Consider the following 21462-nt stretch of genomic DNA (forward strand, 5'->3'; position numbering starts at 1 on the left):
TGTTGCGCACGTCGCCGCTCCTGATTCTGCTGTCCTGATGACAGTCGCCGGGTGTGGCATCGACCCCCCAGCCGACTTCACAAAAGGACACTCCCGTGCGCTCTGCAACCTCCACTCTCCGTAAGCCCGCCGCCCCAGCTCACGCGAAGCGCGCGCTGCTCGCCCGCCACCACGTCGTAGCTCCGTCGTTGCGAGTGGCCGAGGCCGCCGCGGGCTCCGTCTTCAGCGCCGCCCGCCTGCGCGGCCCGATCGCGCGTGACGTCATCGCGCAGGTCACCCAGCTCAGCATCGCCACGGTCAACCGTCAGGTCACGGCGCTGCTCGACGCGGGTGTGCTGCGGGAGCGTGCCGACTTGGCCGTCTCCGGCGCCATCGGCAGGCCGCGAGTCCCCGTCGAGGTCAATCACGAGCCCTACCTGACGTTGGGCATCCACCTCGGGGCCCGAACAACCAGCATCGTGGCCGCCGATCTGTTCGGCCGAACGCTCGACGTCGTCGAGACGCCGACACCGCGCGGACCGCAGACCGCCGCGCTGGCGTCGCTGGCCGCGAGCGCCCGCCGCTACCTGAGCCGCTGGCATCGTCGTCGCGCCCTGTGGGTGGGCGTGGCCGCCGGTGGGGTCGTCGACAGCACCACCGGCTACCTCGACCATCCGCGACTGGGCTGGTCGGACGCACCCGTTGGCCCCGTGCTCGCCGAGGCGCTCGGCCTGCCGGTGTCGGTCGCCTCTCACGTCGATGCGATGGCCGGTGCCGAACTCCTGCTCGGCGGCCGGCGACTGCCGGTGTCCGAGATCGCCGGCGCAGCTCCGGCGTCCGCGTCGACCAGCCTCTACGTCTACGCCCGCGAGACGGTCGGCTACGCACTGTCCATCGGTGGCCGCGTGCATTCACCCACCAGCGGGCCCGGCACCATCGCCGCGCTGCCCGCCGACTCCGAGCTGCTGGGCGGCACCGGTCAGCTGGAGTCCACTGTGAGTGACGAGGCCGTACTGATCGCCGCCCGCAAGGCGCGCATCATCAGCGGCGACGGACCGGCGTCGACGATGCCGGCGGTGCTTCGGGCGGCCCGGCAGGGCAGCGAGCCGGCGCAGGCCCTCCTCGCCGAGCGGGCCCGGGTGCTGGGCCAGGCCGTCGCCCTGCTGCGCGACATGCTCAACCCCGACGACCTCGTCGTGGGCGGCCAAGCCTTTACCGAGTATCCGGAGGGCATGGAGCTGGTCGAATCGGCGTACACCCAGCGGTCGGTGATGGCGCCGCGCCAGATCAGGGTGACGGCGTTCGGCAACCGCGTGCAGGAGGCCGGCGCCGGCGTGGTGTCCCTCGTCGGGCTCTACGCGGACCCCATCGGCGCGATGAAACGGGCATTGAACCGCCGACCCGAAGTGAGTGCGTAACGGGCGGTCGTCCGGCCAATTTCTGGCGAACTCCGGGTAGCCACTGCAACCCAAAAGAGGACGATTGGACTGAACCTTCAGCTAAGCCGACTAGACATTTTGCGAAGTTGACGCGACCGTCTAGCAGCGGTGCCATCATGGGCCGCGAGGTTGGCACAAGGGTCCAACCGCCGGCGAAAGGCACGGTCGGTTATGAGCCTCAGCGAAGCCGAGCGCAGTCATATCCTTGCCAGCGAGATCGCATCGCTGCCGGGTGGTTTGTACGGCACCGTCGATCACGTCTCGGGAAATATCTCGATCAGAAACAGCGGTCCCGTGGTCACCAAACGTGGCCGGACGTGGGCAGAGGTAACTTACGACACTCCCCTCACCCACCCCGCGTACATCATGCTGCAAATCTTGTTCTCAGTCTTGACCTGCGGCCTCTATATCCCCTGGTGGTTCTATAAGACATTCAAGCGGCCCGGCGTGTGGACGTTGTCGATCGACGAGGATGGTGCCGCGGACTGGACCCAGCACGAGATCACCGGGGGCCAACGAGTCCAGCGATATCTACTGCTGGCCGTGCTAATCGCGTTCCTTGCGTTCTGGGTGGTGGGGATCGTCGGGTATCTAGCCGGAGTCGAGGTCGACCCCGCTGACTACCGGGGCTACTAGTAGGCGATCGCTCCACGCGAGTGCGGCGCCGGGGAGACGACCGCGCAGAGAGGTCCCCTTCAGCAGCGGTGTAGACATGTCTGTGTGCGTCAAGCCACGGATCTGACAGGTCTTTCGGTTCCGCGACGAGTGGCCGTGCTATCGGTTCACACGTCGCCGCTGGCGCAGCCCGGCACCGGCGATGCGGGCGGGATGAACGTCTACGTCCTGCAGAGTGCGCTGCAGATGGCTCGTCGTGGCGTCGAGGTGGAGATCTTCACCAGGGCCACCTCGTCGGCGGATGCGCCCGTCGTGCACGTCGCACCGGGGGTGCTCGTCCGCAATGTCGTGGCCGGTCCGTTCGAGGGTCTGGACAAGTACGACCTGCCCACGCAGCTGTGCGCATTCACTGCGGGCGTCCTGCGGGCCGAGGCCACGCACGAGCCCGGGTACTACGACATCGTGCACTCGCATTACTGGCTGTCGGGTCAGGTGGGCTGGCTGGCGCGGGATCGATGGGCGGTGCCGCTCGTGCACACGGCGCACACCCTGGCCGCGGTGAAGAATGCGGCGCTGGCCGAGGGTGATTCACCTGAGCCGCCGCTGCGCGCGGTCGGCGAACAACAAGTGGTCGACGAAGCCGACCGGTTGATCGTCAACACCGAAACTGAAGCGCGCCAACTTGTTTCGCTGCACAGTGCCGATCCGTTGCGTATCGACGTCGTGCATCCCGGAGTGGACCTTGAACTGTTCACGCCCGGTGATCGGGCCGCCTCGCGCGCCGCGCTCGGGCTTCACCCCGACGAGCAGGTGCTGGCCTTCGTCGGACGGATCCAACCGCTGAAGGCGCCCGACGTACTGCTACGTGCCGCCGCCAAGCTGACCGGCCGGTTCAGCGCGCTGCGGGTGCTCGTCGCGGGTGGGCCGTCCGGCAGCGGGCTGGCCGCACCCGAGGTGTTGATTCGGTTGGCCGAAGAATTGGGTATCACCGCGCATGTGACATTCCTGCCGCCGCAGTCGCGCGAACACCTCGTCGACGTCTACCGGGCCGCCGATCTGGTTGCCGTGCCGAGCTACTCCGAATCGTTCGGGCTGGTCGCCATCGAGGCGCAGGCCTGCGGCACTCCGGTGGTCGCCGCCTCTGTCGGCGGGCTGCCGGTCGCCGTGCGCGACGGCGTCACCGGAACGCTGGTCGACGGCCACGACGTCGACGACTGGGCGAAGGCCATCGACGCACTACTGGACAGGGGACCCGACACGATGCGCGCTGCGGCCGTCGAGCACGCGGCCACGTTCTCGTGGGCCAGCACCGTCGACGCGCTGCTCACCAGCTACGGACGCGCAATGACCGACTACCGTGCCCGTCAGCGCAAGGACGGGGCGGCGCGGCGCAGTGTCCGGCGCTTCACGATTCGGCGCGGTGTGCGCGCGTGACCCTCAACGCGCAGGACGTCATCGAACAGGCCTGCAAGGAAAACGACCTCGTCTGCACCCGCCATGAAGGCGCGGCCGGCGGATTGCCGGGCATCATCGTCGAGCTGCCCGGCGAGCGGCGGCTGAAGACCAACACCATCCTGTCCATCGGCGAACACTCGGTGCGCGTCGAGGCGTTCGTCTGCCGTAAACCCGACGAGAACCACGAGGGTGTCTACCGCTTCCTGCTGAAACGCAACCGCCGTCTCTACGGCGTCGCCTACACGCTCGACAACGTCGGCGATATCTATCTGGTCGGCCGAATGGCGCTGGAATCGGTCACGTCCGATGAGATCGACCGGATTCTCGGCCAGGTGCTCGAGGCCGTCGACTCGGACTTCAACACCTTGCTGGAGTTGGGTTTTCGTTCGTCCATCCAGAAAGAGTGGGAGTGGCGGGTGTCTCGCGGCGAGTCGCTGAAGAACCTGCAGGCGTTCGCGCACCTGATCGACGAAGACGATGAGGACGCCTCCGACTAGTCTCTTCGGCATGGGAGACTCCACGCTGATCCTGCTGCGTCACGGCGAGAGCGAATGGAACGCGTCGAACCAGTTCACCGGCTGGGCTGACGTCGACCTCACCGAGAAAGGCCGCGCTGAAGGCCTGCGCGCGGGCCAGCTGATCAAGGACCTCGAGCGCCAGCCCGACGTGCTGTACACGTCGCTGCTGCGCCGGGCGATCACCACCGCGAACTTGGCGCTGGACGCCGCGGACCGGCACTGGATCCCGGTGCACCGCGACTGGCGGCTCAACGAGCGCCACTACGGCGCCCTGCAGGGCCTGAACAAAGCCGAGACGAAGGAAAAGTACGGCGACGATCAGTTCATGAAGTGGCGGCGCAGCTATGACACCCCGCCACCGCCGATCGAGCCCGGCAGCAAGTACAGCCAGGACCGCGACCCGCGCTACGCCGATATCGGCGGTGGGCCGCTGACCGAATGTCTGAAGGACGTCGTCGAGCGATTCGTGCCGTACTTCGAGGGCACGATCGTGCCTGATCTTCAGGCCGGCAAGACGGTGCTGATCGCAGCCCACGGCAACTCGCTGCGCGCGCTGGTGAAGTATCTGGACGGAATGTCGGACGAAGACGTGGTCGGACTCAACATCCCGACCGGCATCCCGCTTCGCTATGACCTGGACTCCGATCTCAAGCCCACGATCGTCGGCGGCACCTACCTGGACCCCGAGGCCGCGGCGGCGGGTGCGGCCGCAGTTGCTGCGCAGGGCGCGAAGTAGGCCACGCGACGGAGCGGCCTGGCAAACGGAGGGTTAACAGGGGGAAGCCGGGGTCCGAATTTCGGCGATTCCTTCTGTGACTTGTCCCGATTTGGCCGCACGCTGCTGGGATGACGTTCACCGGATGCGTACGATTTTCGCGTGAGTGTGGTATCGACGACGCTGCTGGCAGCCCTCGTCGCAGTGCTCACCCTGGGGATTGGCGTGGCGCTCGGGGCGGGGCTGGGACCTCGGCTCATGGCGCGCAGGCAACGGCGGGCGACGGCGCAGACCGGCATCACCGTGTCGCAGATGCTCGCCCATATCGTGTCGCAGTCTCCGGTCGGAATCGTCGTGGTCGACACCTACCGTGACGTCGTCTACACCAACGACCGGGCCCGCGAACTGGGCCTGGTCCGCGATCGATTGCTGGACGATCGCGCCTGGCTGGCGGCAGAACGCACGCTGGCCACGGGCGAGGACGGCGAGGTCGATCTGTCGCCGCGCAAGCGCGCCCATACCGGCCGCTCGGGACTGTCGGTCCGCGGCCACGTTCGCCTGCTGACCGAGCAGGACCGCCGGTTCGCGGTCGTCTACGTCGACGACCAGTCCGAGCACGCCCGCATGGAGGCAACCCGCCGGGACTTCGTCGCCAACGTCAGCCACGAACTCAAGACGCCCGTCGGCGCAATGGGCGTGCTCGCCGAGGCCGTGCTGGCATCGGCGGACGACCCCGAGACGGTGCGCCGGTTCGCCGAGAAGATGCTGACCGAGTCCGGTCGGCTGGCCAACATGGTCGGCGAGCTGATCGAGCTGTCACGGCTACAGGGCGCCGAACCGTTGCCAGATCTGGAGGCCGTGGACGTCGACACCGTGGTGGCCGAGGCCCTGTCGCGGTACAAGGTGGCCGCCGACAACGCTGACATCGCGATCACCACCGACGCGCCGACCGGCTTCCGCGTGCTCGGCGATCAGACCTTGCTGGTGACCGCGATCGCCAACCTGGTGTCCAACGCGATCGCGTACTCGCCCCATGGTTCCGCGGTCTCGGTCAGCAGGCGTCGCCGCGGCGACAATATCGAGATCGCCGTCACCGACCGGGGTATCGGCATCGCCCGCGCGGACCAGGAGCGGGTGTTCGAACGGTTTTTCCGTGTCGACAAGGCGCGGTCCCGGGCCACCGGCGGCACCGGGCTGGGACTGGCGATCGTCAAACATGTCGCCGCCAACCACAACGGATCCATTCGGCTGTGGAGCCAACCAGGAACGGGATCGACTTTCACCCTGTCGATTCCGGCGTATCCCCAGGGTGACGATGACCTAGAAGTGCACGTCGAACGAGAGGACTAGCTAGACAAATGACCAGCGTGTTGATCGTGGAGGACGAGGAGTCCTTGGCCGATCCCCTGGCCTTTCTCCTGCGCAAGGAGGGCTTCGAGGCCACGGTAGTGGCCGACGGGCCGTCGGCCCTGGCTGAGTTCGAGAGGGCCGGTGCTGACATCGTCCTGTTGGACCTCATGCTCCCGGGGATGAGCGGCACCGATGTCTGCAAGCAATTGCGTTCGCGCTCAAGCGTTCCCGTCATCATGGTGACGGCGCGCGACAGCGAGATCGACAAGGTGGTCGGGCTCGAGCTCGGGGCCGACGACTACGTCACGAAGCCGTACTCGGCGCGGGAGTTGATTGCGCGCATCCGCGCGGTGCTGCGTCGCGGCAGCGATAGCGACGACGCCGGAATCGGCGACGGTGTGCTGGAGGCCGGGCCCGTGCGCATGGATGTCGAGCGCCATGTCGTTTCGGTCAATGGTGATGCGATCACGTTGCCGCTCAAGGAGTTCGACCTGCTCGAGTACCTGATGCGAAACAGCGGCAGGGTGCTCACCCGTGGGCAGCTCATCGACCGGGTATGGGGTGCCGATTACGTCGGCGACACGAAAACCCTTGACGTACATGTGAAGCGGCTGCGGTCGAAGATCGAGGCCGACCCGGCGAATCCGGTACACCTGGTCACGGTCCGCGGTCTGGGCTACAAACTGGAGGGCTAACCCGTAGTTCCGCCGAGGATTTCGAATACCTCAAAGGTGTTGACACCAGCGGTGACTGACGGATCGCGTTCGGCGATGGCCAGGACCTCGGCCCGGTCGGCGGCGCGCAGCACTCCCAACCCCCACACGCCTTCAGGATCGGCGACGGGGCCGTAGACCACCACTCGGCCGTCGCTGAGCAGCTGCTGCCAGTAGTCCTGGTGGGCGGCCATCGCCTGCTGTTCGGCGGGCGTCATCGTCTGTGCGAAATCCGCGCGCGGTGGCGTCAGCCGGAAGAAGAACAGCGATGAGCGCTCGCGCGAAGAGCCGACTGAATCAGTCATTCTGCTGCGCGGGTCGCGGGGTGGATTGCAATCAGCCCTAACGCACTGCGCCGCTTACACATTGCGGCCAGCTCGGCGTAGGCCTTTTCGCCTAGCAGTTCGGTGAGTTCGGGGGCGTAGGACTCCCAGACCTGCTTCTTGCCGACGTGAGCGTTCGGATCGCCGGTGCAATACCAGTGCAGATCCTCGCCGCCCTCGCCCCAGCCGCGGCGGTCGTACTCGGTGATCCACGTCTTGAGCACCTCGGTGCCGTCGGGTCGTTCCACCCACTCCTGGGTGCGGCGGATCGGAAGCTGCCAGCAGACCTCAGGCTTGAGCGTCAGCGGTTCGACGCCGATCTTGAGCGCCTTCGAGTGCAGTGCGCACCCGATACCGCCAGGGAAACCGGGACGGTTCAGAAAGATGCAGGCGCCCTTGTACTTTCGGGTGCGTAGGTTGGGCTTGTCGTCGTACTCGTCCATTTCGAGGTAGCCCTTCTTGCCGAGCCCCTTGTCGCGGAACTGCCAATCCTCGTCGGTCAGGAGTTTGACCGCCTCTTCGAGTTCGGCGATGTCGTTCTTGTCGGACATGAACGCGCCGTGGCTGCAGCACCCGTCATCAGGTCTGCCCTCCACAGTCCCCTGACAGGCGGGCGTGCCGAACACACACGTCCACCGCGACAGCAGCCACGTCATGTCCGCCGCGATCAAGTGCTCAGGGTTGTCAGGGTCGTAAAACTCCACCCACTCACGGGCAAAGTCGAGTTCAACCTCTCCGGGATGCGATGCGCTCACAGTATTCAACGGTAAACCTATTACCGTGTATGAGTGCGATTAGGCGTACTGGATGTCGGCAGCAATACCGTCCACCTGTTGGTGGTGGACGCGCGTCGAGGCGGCCACCCGACACCCATGAGTTCCACGAAAGCCTCGCTGCGCCTGGCCGAGGCAATCGACAACAACGGCAAGCTGACTCGTAAGGGTGCCGACAAGTTGATCGGCACCCTCGACGAGTTCTCCAAGATCGCGGCGAGTTCGGGCTGCGCCGAATTGATGGCCTTCGCCACCTCGGCTGTCCGCGACGCGAAGAACTCAGAAGAACTGCTCGCCAGGGTTCACGCCGAGACCGGGGTCGCGCTCCAGGTGCTCAGCGGGGTCGACGAGTCCAGGCTGACGTTCCTGGCGGTGCGCCGCTGGTACGGCTGGAGCGCCGGACGCATCATCAACATCGACATCGGCGGCGGCTCACTCGAGTTGTCCAACGGCGTCGACGAGGAGCCGGAGGTGGCGCTGTCGCTGCCGTTCGGTGCGGGCAGGTTGACCCGCGAATGGCTGCCCGACGATCCGCCTGGCCGCCGTCGCGTCAACATGCTGCGCGACTGGCTGGCCACCGAGCTGGCCGACGCCGGCGCCGAGATGCTCAAAGCGGGCAACCCGGACCTGGCGGTGGCGACCTCGAAAACATTCCGGTCGCTGGCGCGACTGACCGGCGCGGCCCCGTCCGGGGCTGGTCCGAGGGTCAAGCGGACGCTGACGGCCACCGGTCTAAGGCAGCTCATAGCATTCATCTCTAGGATGACCGCTGCTGACCGTGCAGAGTTGGAAGGGGTGAGCGCCGAGCGGGCGCCGCAGATTGTGGCCGGAGCCTTGGTAGCTGAGGCGAGCATGAAGGCTCTGGACGTCGAAAGCGTGGATATCTGTCCCTGGGCATTGCGAGAAGGGCTGATTCTGCGGAAACTCGACAGCGAGGCTGATGGAACAGCCTTGGTGGAGACATCCGTCCAGCGACGCTGACCAGCAGACCGGAGGCTCACACGGCACCGAAACCAGGGGCCCAGAGGCGAGAGACGAATGACAGGACCTGAAGACAGCCAAGGCACGCGACCGATCTCGGTCGCGGAGTTGCTGGCCCGCAATGGCACCATCGGTGCCCCGCCGGTCGGGGGCCGCCGTAGGCGCCGTCGCGGCGACACCGACTCGATCTCCGTCGCCGAGCTGACCGGTGAGATCCCCATCGTCACCGATCGCGACCTCGTCGAACAGCCTGTCGTTGAAGAGACCGTCGAACAGCCGGTGGCAGATCAGCCCGTCGAGGAGCCCGAAGACCAGGTCGAGGCTGTCGAGCCGGAGGAGCTGAGCAGCTCGGCATCGAGCAATGGCGCCGTTGATCACCAGGACACCACCGTGATCGAAGCGGTCGAAGCAGACTCCGTCGAAGACGACGTAGACGGTGGCCCGGGCGTCGAAGACGAAGCCCCGGAATCGACCGAAGACGAGACCGACGACGATTACGCCGACGCGGTCTCCGATTACACCGCGCACATCGAGGCGCGCGACACCGACGCCGACGTGGACTTCTTCGCGCCACCACGCCGCTCGAGCTACGCGCCGCGCCGGTTCGGCGGGCTCGTGGACGCCGAGGAGATGAGCCCCGACCCGGACCCGGTCGACGACGACACCGCCCTCGACTGGTCGGAGACCGAATCCGACGACGACGTGGACGCGTTGGACTCGGTCGGCGACCTCGAGGACCCAGATGTTGGAGCCAAGGACTCCGACAGCACTCGGTCCTATCCGCGCCCCGCTACAGGTGCGTTGTTCGGCGGCCAAACTGTCGCCGACGACCTGGCCCGCGGTGCTACGTCGGCTGGTCCGGAGGACATCGACCTCGACGCTCCCGACCATGAAGCCGAGGCCGCCCAGCCGAAGGCCATGTCGTCGTTCATGCACGGTGTGTGGATCGTGGGGCAGTGCGTCCTGGCGGTCGCGTTCGGAGCCGGCCTGTTCGTCGCATTCGACCAGCTGTGGAAGTGGAACAACATCGTTGCCCTGGTGTTGTCGGTTCTCGTGATTCTCGGCCTGGTCGTCGGAGTGCGGGTGGTGCGCAAAACCGAGGACATCGGCAGCACGCTGATCGCGGTGGCGGTGGGGGCCCTGGTCACGTTGGGACCCCTGGCGCTGCTGCAGTCGGGCTGACGGCGACTACCGCCGCCGAATAGACAACGTGCGCCCCGCAATCAAGGTCGGTCTTTCGACGGCCTCGGTCTACCCGCTGAGGACCGAGGCGGCTTTCGAGTACGCGTCGACCCTCGGCTACGACGGCGTCGAGCTGATGGTGTGGGCCGAAACCGTCTCCCAGGACATCGATGCCATCGCCGAGCTCTCGGAGCGTTACGAGATGCCGGTGCTGTCGGTACACGCGCCCTGCCTGCTGATCTCGCAGCGCGTGTGGGGTGCCAATCCGATCCCGAAACTGGAGCGCAGCGTGCGGGCCGCCGAGCAGCTCGGCGCGCAGACCGTCGTCGTCCATCCGCCATTCCGGTGGCAGCGCCGATATGCCGAGGGATTCACCGATCAGGTCGCCGAGCTCGAGGCGTCCAGCGATGTGATGGTGGCGGTGGAGAACATGTTCCCGTTCCGCGCCGACCGGTTCTTCGGCGCGGGCCAGACGTCGATCGAGCGCATGCGCAAGCGCGGGGGTAAGCCGGGACCGGGCATCTCGGCGTTCGCGCCGTCCTACGACCCGCTGGACGGGAAGCACGCCCACTACACACTCGACCTGTCGCACACCGCGACCGCGGGCACCGACGCCCTCGACATGGCGCACCGGATGGGTGAGGGCCTGGTGCACCTGCATCTGTGCGACGGCAGCGGCGCGTCCGCCGACGAACATCTGGTGCCTGGCCGCGGAACCCAGCCGACCGTCGAGGTCTGCGAGATGCTGGCGGCAAGCAACTTTTCCGGTCATGTGATCCTTGAGGTGACGACATCGGGGGCGCGGTCGGCCAGCGAGCGCGAGGCGCTACTTGCGGAGTCGCTGCAGTTCGCTCGCGCCAACTTGCTGCGCTGACCGACGTAAGGACTCACATGCCGAGCTCGACCCTGTTCACCGATGCCATGGCGCTGACGAGTGCCGGCGACGGCGTGTATGACGGTGAGCTGAACGAACATTGGACCATCGGCGACAAGGTGCACGGCGGAGCGATGCTGGCGCTGTGCGCCAACGCCGCGCGTACCGAGCACGCCGGGGATGTCCAACCGATCGCGATCTCGGGCAATTTCCTGTGGGCGCCGGATCCCGGTTCGATGCGGGTGCATACGACCGTGCGCAAGCGCGGCCGTCGCGTGAGCCTGATCGACGTCGAGCTGAGCCAGGGCGATCGCACGGCGGTCCGAGTGGCGGTCACGCTCGGCGACCCCGAGCATCATGTGCCGCCGCTGCTGTCGGTCAATCCCGTCATCCCGCTGATGCAACCGGACCCGCCGCCCGGGCTGGAACCGATCGGGCCCGGCCATCGGATGGCCGACATCGTCCATCTGGCGCACGGCTGCGATATCCGTCCGTCGCTGACGACGATGGAGCCGCGCTCCGACGGCGGCCCCCCGGTGATCGAGTACTGGGTCCGCCCGAAGGGGGTGGCCCCCGACGTGTTGTTCGCGCTGCTGTGCGGCGATGTGTCGGCTCCGGTGACGTTCGGGGTCAACAGGTTCGGTTGGGCGCCCACCGTCCAGCTGACCGCCTATCTGCGGGCGCTGCCTGCCGATGGCTGGTTGCGGGTGCTCTGTACGACGGTGCAGATCGGCCAGGACTGGTTCGACGAGGACCACATCGTCGTCGACTGCGAAGGCCACATCGTCGTGCAGAGCCGCCAGCTGGCGTTGGTGCCGCCCGCTGCGTGACGCCGCGCGCGCAGTAGCCGGCTGCCGTCTGCAATGCTTGCCCGCATGGCCAGAATCGCGATCATCGGCGGCGGAAGTATGGGTGAGGCGCTGCTGTCGGGCATGCTGCGCGCCGGTCGGCAGGTCAAGGACCTGGTGGTCGCCGAGAAGTACCCAGACCGCGCGAAGTATCTCGCTGAGAAGTACTCGGTGCTGGTCACTGGCGTCGGCGATGCGGTAGACACCGCGACATACGTGATCGTCGCCGTAAAGCCGTTCGACGTCGAGGGTCTGGTCGCCGAGATCGCCGACGCTGCGGCCAACGCCGGAACCGACACTGCCGAAAAGGTTTTCGTGACCGTCGCGGCCGGTGTCACGGCGGCGTTCTACGAGAACAAGCTGCCCGCGGGGTCGCCGGTCGTTCGGGTGATGCCCAACGCGCCGGTCGTCGTCGGCGGCGGCGTGAGTGCCCTGGCACCCGGCCGCTTCGCCACCAAGGAGCACCTCAAGGAGGTGTCGTCGATCTTCGACGCGGTCGGCGGGGTCCTCACGGTGCCGGAGTCGCAGCTCGACGCCGTCACCGCGGTGTCCGGGTCGGGCCCGGCGTATTTCTTCCTGATGGTCGAAGCGTTGGTGGATGCGGGCGTGGCCGCGGGTCTGCCGCGGTCGGTGTCGACCGATCTCGTCGTGCAAACAATGGCGGGTTCGGCCGCGATGCTGCTCGAGCGGCTCGATGAGGCCCAGCCATCCGGCGATGTGGCTTTGGGGACGGCGATCGACACTACGGCCGCGCAGCTGCGCGCGACAGTTACCTCGCCCGGGGGTACCACCGCGGCTGGACTGCGAGAACTCGAAAGGGGCGGTTTGCGGGCGGCCGTAGCTTCCGCGGTCGAAGCCGCAAAAACCCGGTCTGAGCAGCTAGGAATTACATCTCAGTAATTCAATCAATTCAAATTGATTAGCCCACACCCGTCGCAGTAACCCCACACGCCACGCTATTCTCCTCGTGTAAGCACGGGTTGGTGCCAGCGGTGGGGAAGCTGCTGGAACTGCTCGTGCCTGAACTGAATGGGTTGCGATGACGTCTATGAACGGGCCATCGGGTCGTGATTCGGCGAGCGGCAAGCGGGACAGCGGTGCGTCCGACGGCCAGCCGCCTCGTGCTCAATTTCTCACCGTTGCGGAAGTGGCCAGCCTGATGCGGGTCAGCAAGATGACGGTATATCGATTGGTGCACAACGGAGAGTTGCCCGCAGTGCGTGTCGGCCGCTCGTTCCGCGTGCACGCCAAGGCAGTGCACGACATGCTTGAAAGCTCGTACTTCGACGCAGGCTGATCGTTTGGTCTCCGGTCGCCCCACACCGCTTGACCCTGCTTGTTCATGGCCACGCGTTTTTCGCTAACCTGACCGCCCAGGTAAGGTAGCGGGTCGAGTCACGTGCGCGGAGCGCACAGATAAAGCGTGGTGCATGGAAGTGCACAAACATCATCTAGATAGCGGAGTTCATGGGTTCAGTCATCAAGAAGCGGCGTAAGCGTATGTCGAAGAAGAAGCACCGCAAGCTGCTTCGTCGCACCAGGGTCCAGCGCAGAAAACTCGGCAAGTAGTTCTCGCGCTTGGTCGCTAGGCTGACCGGATGGATTCTGAGGGTCGTTCGCAAGACGACACCGTCCACTACCCGAAAGTCGTGCTTGTCACTGGCGCGTGCCGGTTCCTCGGCGGGTATCTGACGGCACGGTTGGCCCAGAACCCGCTGATCAACCACGTCATCGCCGTCGACGCCATCGCGCCGAGCAAGGATCTGCTGCGCCGGATGGGCCGCGCCGAGTTCGTGCGCGCCGACATCCGCAACCCGTTCATCGCGAAGGTCATCCGCAACGGCGAGGTCGACACCGTCGTGCACGCCGCTGCGGCGTCCTACGTTCCCCGTGCCGGGGGCCGGGCGGTGCTCAAAGAGCTCAACGTGATGGGCGCGATCCAGCTGTTCGCGGCCTGTCAGAAGGCGCCGACGGTGCGCAGGGTGATCGTGAAGTCGACGTCGGAGGTCTACGGCTCGCATCCACACGATCCCGTCCTGTTCACCGAGAACAACAGTGCTCGCAGGCCACCGGGCGAGGGCTTCGCGCGCGACAGCATCGACATCGAGGGCTACGCACGCGGTCTGGGCCGGCGTCGGCCCGACATCACGGTCACCATCCTGCGGCTGGCCAACATGATCGGTCCGGCGATGGACACCGCGCTGTCGCGGTATTTGGCGGGTCCGGTGGTGCCGACGGTCATCGGTCACGACGCGCGGCTGCAGCTGTTGCACGAGCAGGACGCGCTCGGTGCGTTGGAGCGCGCGACCATGGCGGGCAAGTCCGGCGCGTTCAACGTCGGCGCCTCGGGAATCATGATGATGAGCCAGGCCATCCGGCGCGCCGGCCGGCTACCGCTGCCGGTACCGCGGTCCGCACTCTCCGCTGTGGATTCGCTGTCGCGCGCAACTCGCTACACTGAGGTCGATCGTGAGCAGCTCGACTACTTGAGCTACGGCCGGGTCATGGATACGACACGAATGCGTAATGACCTTGGTTACAGCCCGAAGTGGACAACCTTGGAAGCGTTTGATGATTACGTGAGAGGTCGCGGGATGACTCCGATCATCGACCCTAAATGGGTACGCTCAATGGAGAGCCGCGCCGTCTCGATGGCGCAGCGGTGGGGAAGATAACAGCAACAGTTCGGATCGGGTCGGGGAGAAGGTACGAAGGTGGCGGGCGAGTCAAAAGCCAAAGTCATTCCGCTGCATTCCAATTCGGGTCGGTCGACGGCCCAGCGGAGGGCCGCCGCGGCGCGTGCGGAAAGTTCGCGCCGACATCCGTCCGTACTTTCCGACAGCGGTCCCCACGCCTCCGCTGAGCAGATCGCCGCAGTCGTCCGCGAGATCGATCAGGTGCGCGGCGCCGCGTCGGGTGGCGCGGGCGCCGACGACACACCGTCCGAACTCGCCAAACGAATCGCAGCGGGAGCTGAATTCATCCGCGAGCGGATGACGGGCGACTACAGCGTCGACGAGTTCGGCTTCGACTCCCACCTCAATAACGCAATCTTCTTGCCTTTGCTGCGAGTCTTGTTCAAGTCGTGGTTCCGGGTGGAGGTCAGCGGCATCGAGAACCTGCCCGTGGACGGCGCCGCCTTGGTGGTTGCCAACCATGCCGGGGTGTTGCCCTTCGACGGGCTGATGACGTCGGTGGCGGTCCACGACAACCACCCGACGAATCGCGACCTGCGTCTGCTGGCCGCCGACATGGTGTTCGACATGCCCGTCGTCGGGCAGGCCGCGCGCAAGGCGGGCCACACCATGGCCTGCACCTCCGATGCGCACCGGCTGTTGGCGGCCGGGGAGCTCACCGCCGTTTTCCCCGAGGGCTACAAGGGTTTGGGCAAGCACTTCAAGGACCGCTACAAGCTGCAGCGGTTCGGTCGCGGCGGGTTCGTCTCGGCGGCCCTGCGGACCAAGGCGCCGATCGTGCCGTGCTCGATCGTCGGATCTGAAGAGATCTATCCGATGATGGCCGACGTCAAGCTGCTGGCGCGGCTGCTCGGGCTGCCGTACTTCCCCGTCACTCCGCTGTTCCCGCTGGCCGGACCCGTCGGGTTGATGCCGCTACCGTCGAAGTGGCACATCCAGTTCGGCGAGCCGATCTACACGTCCGATTACGACGAAGCGGCCGCCGATGATCCGATGGTGACTTTCGAACTGACGGACCACGTGCGCGAAACCATCCAGCAGACGCTCTATCAGCTATTGGCGAACCGGCGAAACGCGTTCTTCGGATAAGGAATTCGCTTCGCGCGCTCTGCTTTTCGGTTAGCTCTACTTAGAGCTTTGCTTAGCAACCATCTTCGCGATGGCCTCGTCCCGCGCCGCAGCGATGCGTGCGCTGACCTCGTCGGCCTCGTCGACCTCGGCCTCGCCCATCACCGTGACGATGCTGGTGATGACCGGCTTGCCCTCGGCGTCCGTCACCTCGCCGCGGATCTCGGTGAGGATCGCGCCATGCGATTCCATGACCGAATCCAGGTAGGAGTCGAAGTACAGTTTGTCGCCGGCCAGGATGGGCCGATGGAAGACCAGCTTCTGGTCGCGGTGCAGCACCCGCTCCATGTTGATCGGCACGTCGAAGTGATTGAAGATCTCGTTCTGCACTCGACGGCCGGCCACCGCCAGGAACGTCAGTGACGCGACGAGGGCGTCATGGCCGTACTCTTTGGCGCCTTCCTCGGTGTAGTGCGCCGGGTGCTCGTCTTTGACCGCACGCGCGAACTCACGGATCTTCTCCCGGTTGACCTCGAAGTAGTCGGGATACCGGTAGTGGGTTCCGATGATGTCTTCAGCGATAGCCATGGTGTCTCTTCGTCTCGTGATGTGCGGCGCGAGCCTATCAGCGCTGGTCTCAGCGGCCATCCTGGCGGCGCGACACGATCGCCGCCAACGCCCCGCCGGCGGCGCCCAATGCCAGCGCCGATGGCACGCCGATGCGCGCGGCCTTGCGCGCCGTGCGGAAATCGCGGATCTCCCATCCGCGCTCCCGCGCCAGATCACGCAGGTCGGCATCTGGATTGATCGCCACGGCCGTGCCGACCAGCGACAGCATCGGCACGTCGTTGAAGCTGTCTGAATAGGCGGTACAGCGCCGCAGATTCAGGCCCTCGCGGATCGCCAGCGCCCGCACCGCATGCGCCTTACCGGCGCCGTGCAGGATGTCGCCGACAAGCCGGCCGGTGAACACGCCGTCAACCGATTCGGCGACGGTGCCGAGCGCGCCGGTCAGTCCGAGCCGCTTGGCGATGGTGGCCGCCAGCTCATAGGGCGTCGCGGTGACGAGCCACACCTGTTGGCCGGCGTCGAGGTGCATCTGCGTCAATGCGCGAGTGCCCGGCCAGATCTTGTCGGCGATGATCTGGTCGTAGATCTCCTCGCCGAGATCCATCAATTCCGCGGTCGACCGCCCCTCGATGAACGCGAGCGCCTTCCGCTTACCGGCCGCGACGTCCTCGCTGTTCTCCCGGCCGAGCAGTTGAAACTTGGCCTGGGCGTAGGCGAATCGGCCCAGATCGCCGTAGGTGAAGTACTTGCGCGCGGCCAATCCGCGCGCGAAATGCACCAGCGACGACCCGTGCACGAGCGTGTTGTCGACGTCGAAGAACGCCGCCGCGGTCAGATCGGGCGGCGGGGCGAGCGGTGCGCTTCCCTCGTCCAGGTCGAACACTGCAGCACCCGCGCTGGCCTCACCTGCGAGCAACTGATCGTCGGCGTCGGACACGAATTCAGCCTAAGTCACCGAGCGGAGATACTTGCGTCATGGGAAGGCGCGTGGAACTGCTCACACGGGCCGGCTGCACGATCTGCACCAAGGCCGCGGCGCGGCTCGGCGAGCTGGCCGAGGAGCTGGGCTTCTCGTTGACGGTCACCGACGTCGACGCGGCCGCGGCCGATGGGAACCCCGCGCTACGGGCGGAGTTCGGCGATCGGCTGCCGGTGGTGCTGCTCGACGGCGTTGAGCACAGCTATTGGGAAGTCGATGAGCCCAGGTTGCGGGCGGATCTGAGGGATCGATAAAGAGTCGAGCAAATTTGGTAGCCCAGCTGGTCAACGACTACCGTGGGTGACGTTCCTGGGGCGAGCGAAGCGACGGGGAGAGGTGTGGTGGACAAGCCGTGAGCGTGCTGCTTTTCGGGGTTTCGCACCGCAGCGCGCCGGTGTCCGTCCTCGAGCAACTGAGCACCGATGAGGCCGAACAGGCCAAGATCGTCGAAAAGGTCCTGCAGTCGTCGCTGGTGACTGAGGCCATGGTGCTGTCCACCTGCAACCGTGTCGAGGTCTACGCCGTCGTCGAGGCGTTCCACGGCGGGCTCTCGGTGATCGGTCAGGTGCTCTCCGAGCACTCCGGTATGGGTCTCAACGACCTCACGAAATACGCCTACGTGCGCTATGCCGAGGCTGCCGTCGAGCATCTGTTCGCGGTGGCCAGCGGACTGGACTCCGCGGTGATCGGCGAACAGCAGGTCCTCGGCCAGGTGCGCCGGGCATACGCGACCGCCGAGACGAACCACACCGTCGGCCGCACGCTGCATGAACTGTCCCAGCGTGCCCTGTCCGTCGGTAAGCGGGTGCACTCCGAAACCGGTATCGACGCCGCGGGCGCGTCCGTGGTGTCGGTGGCGCTCGATATGGCCGACGCCAAGCTCGGCTCGTTGGCGGGCCGCAGCGCGGTCGTCATCGGCGCGGGCTCCATGGGTTCGCTGGCGGCCAAGTACCTGGTCAAGGCCGGAGTCGAGCGTATCCACATCGTGAACCGGTCGCTGCCCCGCGCGAAGCGGCTGGCAGACAAGGTCCGTGAACTCGGCGTCGTGGCCGACGCGTTCCCGTTCGACCACCTGACGCCGACCCTGACCGACGCCGATGTTGTCGTGAGCTGCACCGGCGCTGTGCGTCCGGTGGTGTCGCTGGCCGACGTCCACCGCGGCCTCGCGCACGGCCAGATGCCCAAACAGCTGGTGATCTGCGATCTCGGCATGCCCCGCAACGTCGATCCCGCCGTCGCCGGTCTTCCCGACGTCTACGTCATCGATATGGACAGGATCCAGCGCGAGCCCTCGGCGCGCGCCGCGGCGTCCGACACCGAGGCGGCCCGCACCATCGTCGCCGCCGAGGTCGCGAACTACCTGTCGGGACAGCGGATGGCCGAGGTCACGCCCACCGTCACCGCCCTGCGCCAGCGGGCCGCCGACGTCGTCGAGGCCGAGCTGTTGCGTCTGGACAACCGGCTCCCCGGGCTGGAAGCGGCCCACCGCGACGAGGTCGCCAAGACGGTGCGACGGGTCGTTGACAAACTCCTGCACGCCCCGACGGTTCGGGTCAAGCAGCTCGCGAGTGCCCCGGGCGGCGACAGCTATGCCGAGGCGCTGCGTGAGCTCTTCGAGCTCGACCAGCAGGCGGTGGACGCCGTAGCGGCGGGCGAAATTGCCGCCGTTGCCGGAGGCAACGAATTCACCACCGTTGCCGGAGGCAACGAATTCACCGCAGCGGCAACCGATCTCGACAAGACCGAGTAGAGCTTGACTGTAATTCGCATAGGCACCCGTGGCAGTCTGTTGGCGACCACCCAGGCCGGTCACATCAAAAACGCGCTCGAAGGCAGAGGCCATGCCGCCGAGTTGGTCATCATCTCGACGGAGGGTGATCGGTCCGACGCTCCGGTAGCCGATATCGGGATCGGCGTGTTCACCGCCGCACTGCGAGAGGCCATCGATGACGGCCGGGTGGACATGGCGGTGCACTCCTACAAGGATTTGCCGACTGCGCAAGACGAACGATTCAAGATCGCTGCGATACCCCCGCGAGAGGACGCTCGCGACGCCCTGGTGGCCCGGGACGGCCTGGTCCTGGGGGAGTTGCCGGCCGGATCGGTGATCGGGACGTCGAGCCCGCGACGGGCGGCACAGCTTAGAGCACTGGGTCTCGGTTTGGAAATCCGCCCCCTAAGAGGCAACCTTGACACCAGGTTGAACAGGGTTAGCAATGGTGATCTCGACGGCATCGTCGTCGCCCGGGCGGGTCTGGCCCGCATCGGACGGCTGGCCGATGTCACCGAGACTCTGGAACCGGTGCAGATGTTGCCAGCACCGGCTCAGGGAGCCCTCGCGGTCGAGTGCCGCGCAGGCGACGCCGAGCTCGCTGAGCTGCTGTCGGAGTTGGACGACGCCGACACCCGCGCAGCGGTCACCGCTGAACGAGCCCTGCTCGCCGCACTGGAGGCGGGTTGTTCCGCGCCGGTGGGTGCGATCGCCGAGGTGGTCGAGTCCATCGACGAGGACGGCAATGTCTTCGAAGAGGTGTCGCTGCGCGGCTGTGTGGCGACGCTGGACGGATCCGACGTGATCCGTGCGTCCGGGGTCGGGACCACCGATCGGGCACGGGAGCTGGGGCTCTCGGTGGCCGACGAACTGTTCGAACTCGGGGCGCGCGAGCTCATGGCGGAACGCGAAGAGCTATAGAGGTGAGTGATAGATGACAGCCCAAGGGAGCGGGCGCGGGCGCAAGCCCAAGCCGGGCCGCATCACGTTCGTCGGTTCGGGCCCGGGTGATCCGGGTCTGCTGACGACGCGGGCCCGCACCGTGCTAGCCAACGCCGCCCTGGTGTTCACCGACCCCGACGTGCCGGAAGCGGTGCTCGCCCTTGCGGGTTCTGAGTTGCCGCCGCCGTCGGGTCCTGAACCCGCCGAAGCCCCGAAGACCGACGGCGAGTCGGCTGACGTTGCGGCCCCGGCCATTCCGGGCGGCCCCGACATCCGGCCGGCGCTGGGTGATCCGGCCGAGGTCGCCAAGACGCTGGCGGCCGAAGCCCGCACCGGCGCCGACGTCGTACGTCTGGTGGCAGGCGATCCGCTTTCGGTGGATGCGGTGATCGCCGAGGTGACGGCGCTGGCGAAGACGCATCTGGACTTCGAGATCGTGCCGGGCCTGCCCGACACCACCGCGGTACCCACGTACGCGGGTCTGCCACTCGGGTCGGCGCACACCGTGGCCGACGTCCGCGGCGACGTGGACTGGGAGTCGCTGGCCGCCGCACCTGGCCCGCTGATCTTGCACGCCACCGCATCCCATCTGCCCGACGCGGCGCGCACGCTGATCGAGTACGGACTGGCCGACAGCACGCAGACCGTGGTGACCGCGAACGGCACGACGTGCCAACAGCGTTCGATCGAAACGACCCTGGCCGGGCTGCTGGACAAGGCAGTGCTCGGCACTGAGCCCGCGGGCCCGTTGGCCGGGCCGCTGGTCGTGACGATCGGTAAGACCGTCGCTAACCGTGCGAAGCTGAACTGGTGGGAGAGTCGCGCCCTGTACGGCTGGACTGTGCTGGTGCCGCGCACGAAGGACCAGGCCGGCGAGATGAGCGAAAAGCTGGTGTCCCACGGCGCATTGCCGATCGAGGTTCCGACCATCGCCGTCGAGCCACCGCGCAGCCCCGCGCAGATGGAGCGTGCGGTCAAGGGCCTTGTCGACGGCCGGTTCCAGTGGGTGGTGTTCACCTCCACCAACGCGGTGCGTGCGGTGTGGGAGAAGTTCAACGAGTTCGGCCTCGACGCCCGCGCGTTCTCCGGTGTGAAGATCGCGTGCGTCGGACAGGCGACCGCCGATCGGGTGCGCGCCTTCGGTATCAACCCCGAACTGGTGCCTGTCGGCGAGCAGTCGTCGATCGGCCTGCTCGACGAGTTCCCGCCGTACGACGATGTTTTCGATCCGGTGAACCGGGTGCTGCTGCCGCGCGCTGACATCGCCACCGAGACGCTGGCTGAGGGTCTGCGCGAACGTGGTTGGGAGATCGAGGATGTCACCGCGTATCGCACGGTGCGTGCGGCCCCGCCGCCGGCGCACACGCGCGAGATGATCAAGACCGGCGGCTTCGACGCGGTGTGCTTCACCTCGAGCTCGACGGTGCGCAACCTCGTCGGTATCGCGGGCAAGCCGCATGCGCGCACCATCGTGGCGTGCATCGGCCCCAAGACCGCTGAGACCGCAGCGGAATTCGGTCTGCGCGTCGACGTGCAGCCGGAGGTTGCGGCCGTGGGTCCGCTGGTCGAGGCGCTCGCCGAGCATGCGGCCCGGTTGCGTGCCGAGGGTGCGCTGCCACCGCCGCGTAAGAAGAGTCGTCGCCGCTAGCCGCAACCCAGAAGGTGGTTTGC

General features: G+C 66.6%; 24 protein-coding genes. 20 read left to right on the plus strand and 4 right to left on the minus strand.

Features of this window, described 5'->3' with window-relative positions; translation table 11 throughout:
- Positions 1 to 95: 95 nt before the first annotated feature.
- The 7 genes from ACIA48_RS05265 (at position 96) to regX (ending at position 6766) form a co-directional block, all read left to right on the plus strand.
- Positions 96 to 1397, plus strand: coding sequence for an ROK family protein (locus ACIA48_RS05265; RefSeq protein ID WP_396728286.1), 1302 nt, complete (start codon positions 96 to 98; stop codon positions 1395 to 1397).
- A 192-nt stretch (positions 1398 to 1589) separates the two neighbouring features.
- Complete coding sequence (locus ACIA48_RS05270) at positions 1590 to 2054, plus strand: hypothetical protein (RefSeq protein ID WP_396728288.1); 465 nt, start codon at positions 1590 to 1592, stop codon at positions 2052 to 2054.
- A gap of 84 nt (positions 2055 to 2138) precedes the next feature.
- Positions 2139 to 3467 carry a D-inositol-3-phosphate glycosyltransferase gene (gene mshA / locus ACIA48_RS05275; protein ID WP_396728290.1) on the plus strand — a complete coding sequence of 443 codons (1329 nt, stop codon included), beginning with the start codon at positions 2139 to 2141 and terminating at the stop codon, positions 3465 to 3467.
- Positions 3464 to 3985, plus strand: a complete 522-nt coding sequence (locus ACIA48_RS05280) for a YbjN domain-containing protein (RefSeq protein WP_396728292.1) — start codon at positions 3464 to 3466, stop codon at positions 3983 to 3985. The genes mshA and ACIA48_RS05280 overlap by 4 nt, the downstream gene beginning before the upstream one ends.
- Positions 3986 to 3995: 10 nt before the next feature.
- Positions 3996 to 4742 carry a phosphoglyceromutase gene (locus ACIA48_RS05285; RefSeq protein WP_396728294.1) on the plus strand — a complete coding sequence of 249 codons (747 nt, stop codon included), beginning with the start codon at positions 3996 to 3998 and terminating at the stop codon, positions 4740 to 4742.
- A gap of 141 nt (positions 4743 to 4883) precedes the next feature.
- The gene (locus ACIA48_RS05290; RefSeq protein WP_396728296.1) at positions 4884 to 6071 is read left to right on the plus strand and encodes a sensor histidine kinase; all 1188 of its coding nucleotides are present in this window, start codon (positions 4884 to 4886) and stop codon (positions 6069 to 6071) included.
- Positions 6072 to 6079: 8 nt separating this feature from the next.
- Positions 6080 to 6766 (plus strand): two-component sensory transduction protein RegX, encoded by a 687-nt coding sequence (gene regX / locus ACIA48_RS05295; RefSeq protein ID WP_396728298.1) that lies wholly within the window; start codon positions 6080 to 6082, stop codon positions 6764 to 6766.
- Here the strand turns inward: regX and ACIA48_RS05300 are convergent.
- Positions 6763 to 7089, minus strand: coding sequence for a YciI family protein (locus tag ACIA48_RS05300; RefSeq protein ID WP_396728300.1), 327 nt, complete (start codon positions 7087 to 7089; stop codon positions 6763 to 6765). The two genes, regX and ACIA48_RS05300, sit on opposite strands and share 4 nt — an antisense overlap.
- On the minus strand, positions 7086 to 7871 hold the full coding sequence (locus tag ACIA48_RS05305; protein ID WP_396728302.1) for a hypothetical protein: 786 nt from the start codon (positions 7869 to 7871) through the stop codon (positions 7086 to 7088). The genes ACIA48_RS05300 and ACIA48_RS05305 overlap by 4 nt, the downstream gene beginning before the upstream one ends.
- A 24-nt stretch (positions 7872 to 7895) precedes the next feature.
- Here ACIA48_RS05305 and ACIA48_RS05310 point away from each other — a divergent pair, with 24 nt between their 5' ends.
- From ACIA48_RS05310 to ACIA48_RS05350, 9 genes are all read left to right on the plus strand, one after another.
- Positions 7896 to 8861 carry a hypothetical protein gene (locus ACIA48_RS05310; protein WP_396728304.1) on the plus strand — a complete coding sequence of 322 codons (966 nt, stop codon included), beginning with the start codon at positions 7896 to 7898 and terminating at the stop codon, positions 8859 to 8861.
- Between the two features lie 57 nt (positions 8862 to 8918).
- Complete coding sequence (locus ACIA48_RS05315) at positions 8919 to 10043, plus strand: hypothetical protein (protein WP_396728306.1); 1125 nt, start codon at positions 8919 to 8921, stop codon at positions 10041 to 10043.
- Positions 10044 to 10071: 28 nt separating this feature from the next.
- Positions 10072 to 10917 carry a sugar phosphate isomerase/epimerase family protein gene (locus tag ACIA48_RS05320; RefSeq protein WP_396728308.1) on the plus strand — a complete coding sequence of 282 codons (846 nt, stop codon included), beginning with the start codon at positions 10072 to 10074 and terminating at the stop codon, positions 10915 to 10917.
- Between the two features lie 17 nt (positions 10918 to 10934).
- Positions 10935 to 11747, plus strand: coding sequence for a thioesterase family protein (locus ACIA48_RS05325; RefSeq protein ID WP_396728310.1), 813 nt, complete (start codon positions 10935 to 10937; stop codon positions 11745 to 11747).
- Between the two features lie 45 nt (positions 11748 to 11792).
- Positions 11793 to 12665, plus strand: a complete 873-nt coding sequence (proC, locus tag ACIA48_RS05330; RefSeq protein ID WP_396728312.1) for a pyrroline-5-carboxylate reductase — start codon at positions 11793 to 11795, stop codon at positions 12663 to 12665.
- A gap of 139 nt (positions 12666 to 12804) precedes the next feature.
- Entirely contained in the window at positions 12805 to 13062 is a 258-nt protein-coding gene (locus tag ACIA48_RS05335) for a helix-turn-helix domain-containing protein (RefSeq protein ID WP_014209550.1), read from the plus strand.
- Between the two features lie 170 nt (positions 13063 to 13232).
- Complete coding sequence (locus ACIA48_RS05340) at positions 13233 to 13334, plus strand: 30S ribosomal protein bS22 (protein WP_003402602.1); 102 nt, start codon at positions 13233 to 13235, stop codon at positions 13332 to 13334.
- A gap of 29 nt (positions 13335 to 13363) precedes the next feature.
- The gene (locus tag ACIA48_RS05345; protein ID WP_396728315.1) at positions 13364 to 14440 is read left to right on the plus strand and encodes an SDR family oxidoreductase; all 1077 of its coding nucleotides are present in this window, start codon (positions 13364 to 13366) and stop codon (positions 14438 to 14440) included.
- A 39-nt stretch (positions 14441 to 14479) separates the two neighbouring features.
- The gene (locus tag ACIA48_RS05350) at positions 14480 to 15550 is read left to right on the plus strand and encodes a lysophospholipid acyltransferase family protein (RefSeq protein ID WP_396728317.1); all 1071 of its coding nucleotides are present in this window, start codon (positions 14480 to 14482) and stop codon (positions 15548 to 15550) included.
- Positions 15551 to 15586: 36 nt separating this feature from the next.
- On the opposite strand, the gene ACIA48_RS05355 is transcribed toward ACIA48_RS05350, so the two are convergent.
- Together ACIA48_RS05355 and ACIA48_RS05360 are read right to left on the minus strand one after the other, a co-directional pair.
- Positions 15587 to 16117 carry a MaoC family dehydratase N-terminal domain-containing protein gene (locus ACIA48_RS05355; protein ID WP_396728318.1) on the minus strand — a complete coding sequence of 177 codons (531 nt, stop codon included), beginning with the start codon at positions 16115 to 16117 and terminating at the stop codon, positions 15587 to 15589.
- Positions 16118 to 16166: 49 nt separating this feature from the next.
- Complete coding sequence (locus ACIA48_RS05360) at positions 16167 to 17036, minus strand: HAD family hydrolase (protein WP_396728320.1); 870 nt, start codon at positions 17034 to 17036, stop codon at positions 16167 to 16169.
- 38 nt (positions 17037 to 17074) lie between these two features.
- Between ACIA48_RS05360 and ACIA48_RS05365 the strand changes: the two genes are divergently transcribed.
- The 4 genes from ACIA48_RS05365 to ACIA48_RS05380 all read left to right on the plus strand — a co-directional run bounded on the left by ACIA48_RS05365 (position 17075) and on the right by ACIA48_RS05380 (position 21439).
- Positions 17075 to 17332, plus strand: coding sequence for a glutaredoxin family protein (locus ACIA48_RS05365; protein WP_396728322.1), 258 nt, complete (start codon positions 17075 to 17077; stop codon positions 17330 to 17332).
- 98 nt (positions 17333 to 17430) lie between these two features.
- Complete coding sequence (locus ACIA48_RS05370) at positions 17431 to 18828, plus strand: glutamyl-tRNA reductase (RefSeq protein WP_396728324.1); 1398 nt, start codon at positions 17431 to 17433, stop codon at positions 18826 to 18828.
- 3 nt (positions 18829 to 18831) lie between these two features.
- Positions 18832 to 19770 carry a hydroxymethylbilane synthase gene (gene hemC / locus ACIA48_RS05375; protein ID WP_396728326.1) on the plus strand — a complete coding sequence of 313 codons (939 nt, stop codon included), beginning with the start codon at positions 18832 to 18834 and terminating at the stop codon, positions 19768 to 19770.
- Between the two features lie 13 nt (positions 19771 to 19783).
- Positions 19784 to 21439 (plus strand): uroporphyrinogen-III synthase, encoded by a 1656-nt coding sequence (locus tag ACIA48_RS05380; protein ID WP_396728328.1) that lies wholly within the window; start codon positions 19784 to 19786, stop codon positions 21437 to 21439.
- The last annotated feature ends 23 nt before the right edge of the window (positions 21440 to 21462 follow it).

Source organism: Mycobacterium sp. NPDC051804 (assembly GCF_044452905.1).
In the GTDB taxonomy this organism is placed as follows: Bacteria; Actinomycetota; Actinomycetes; order Mycobacteriales; family Mycobacteriaceae; genus Mycobacterium.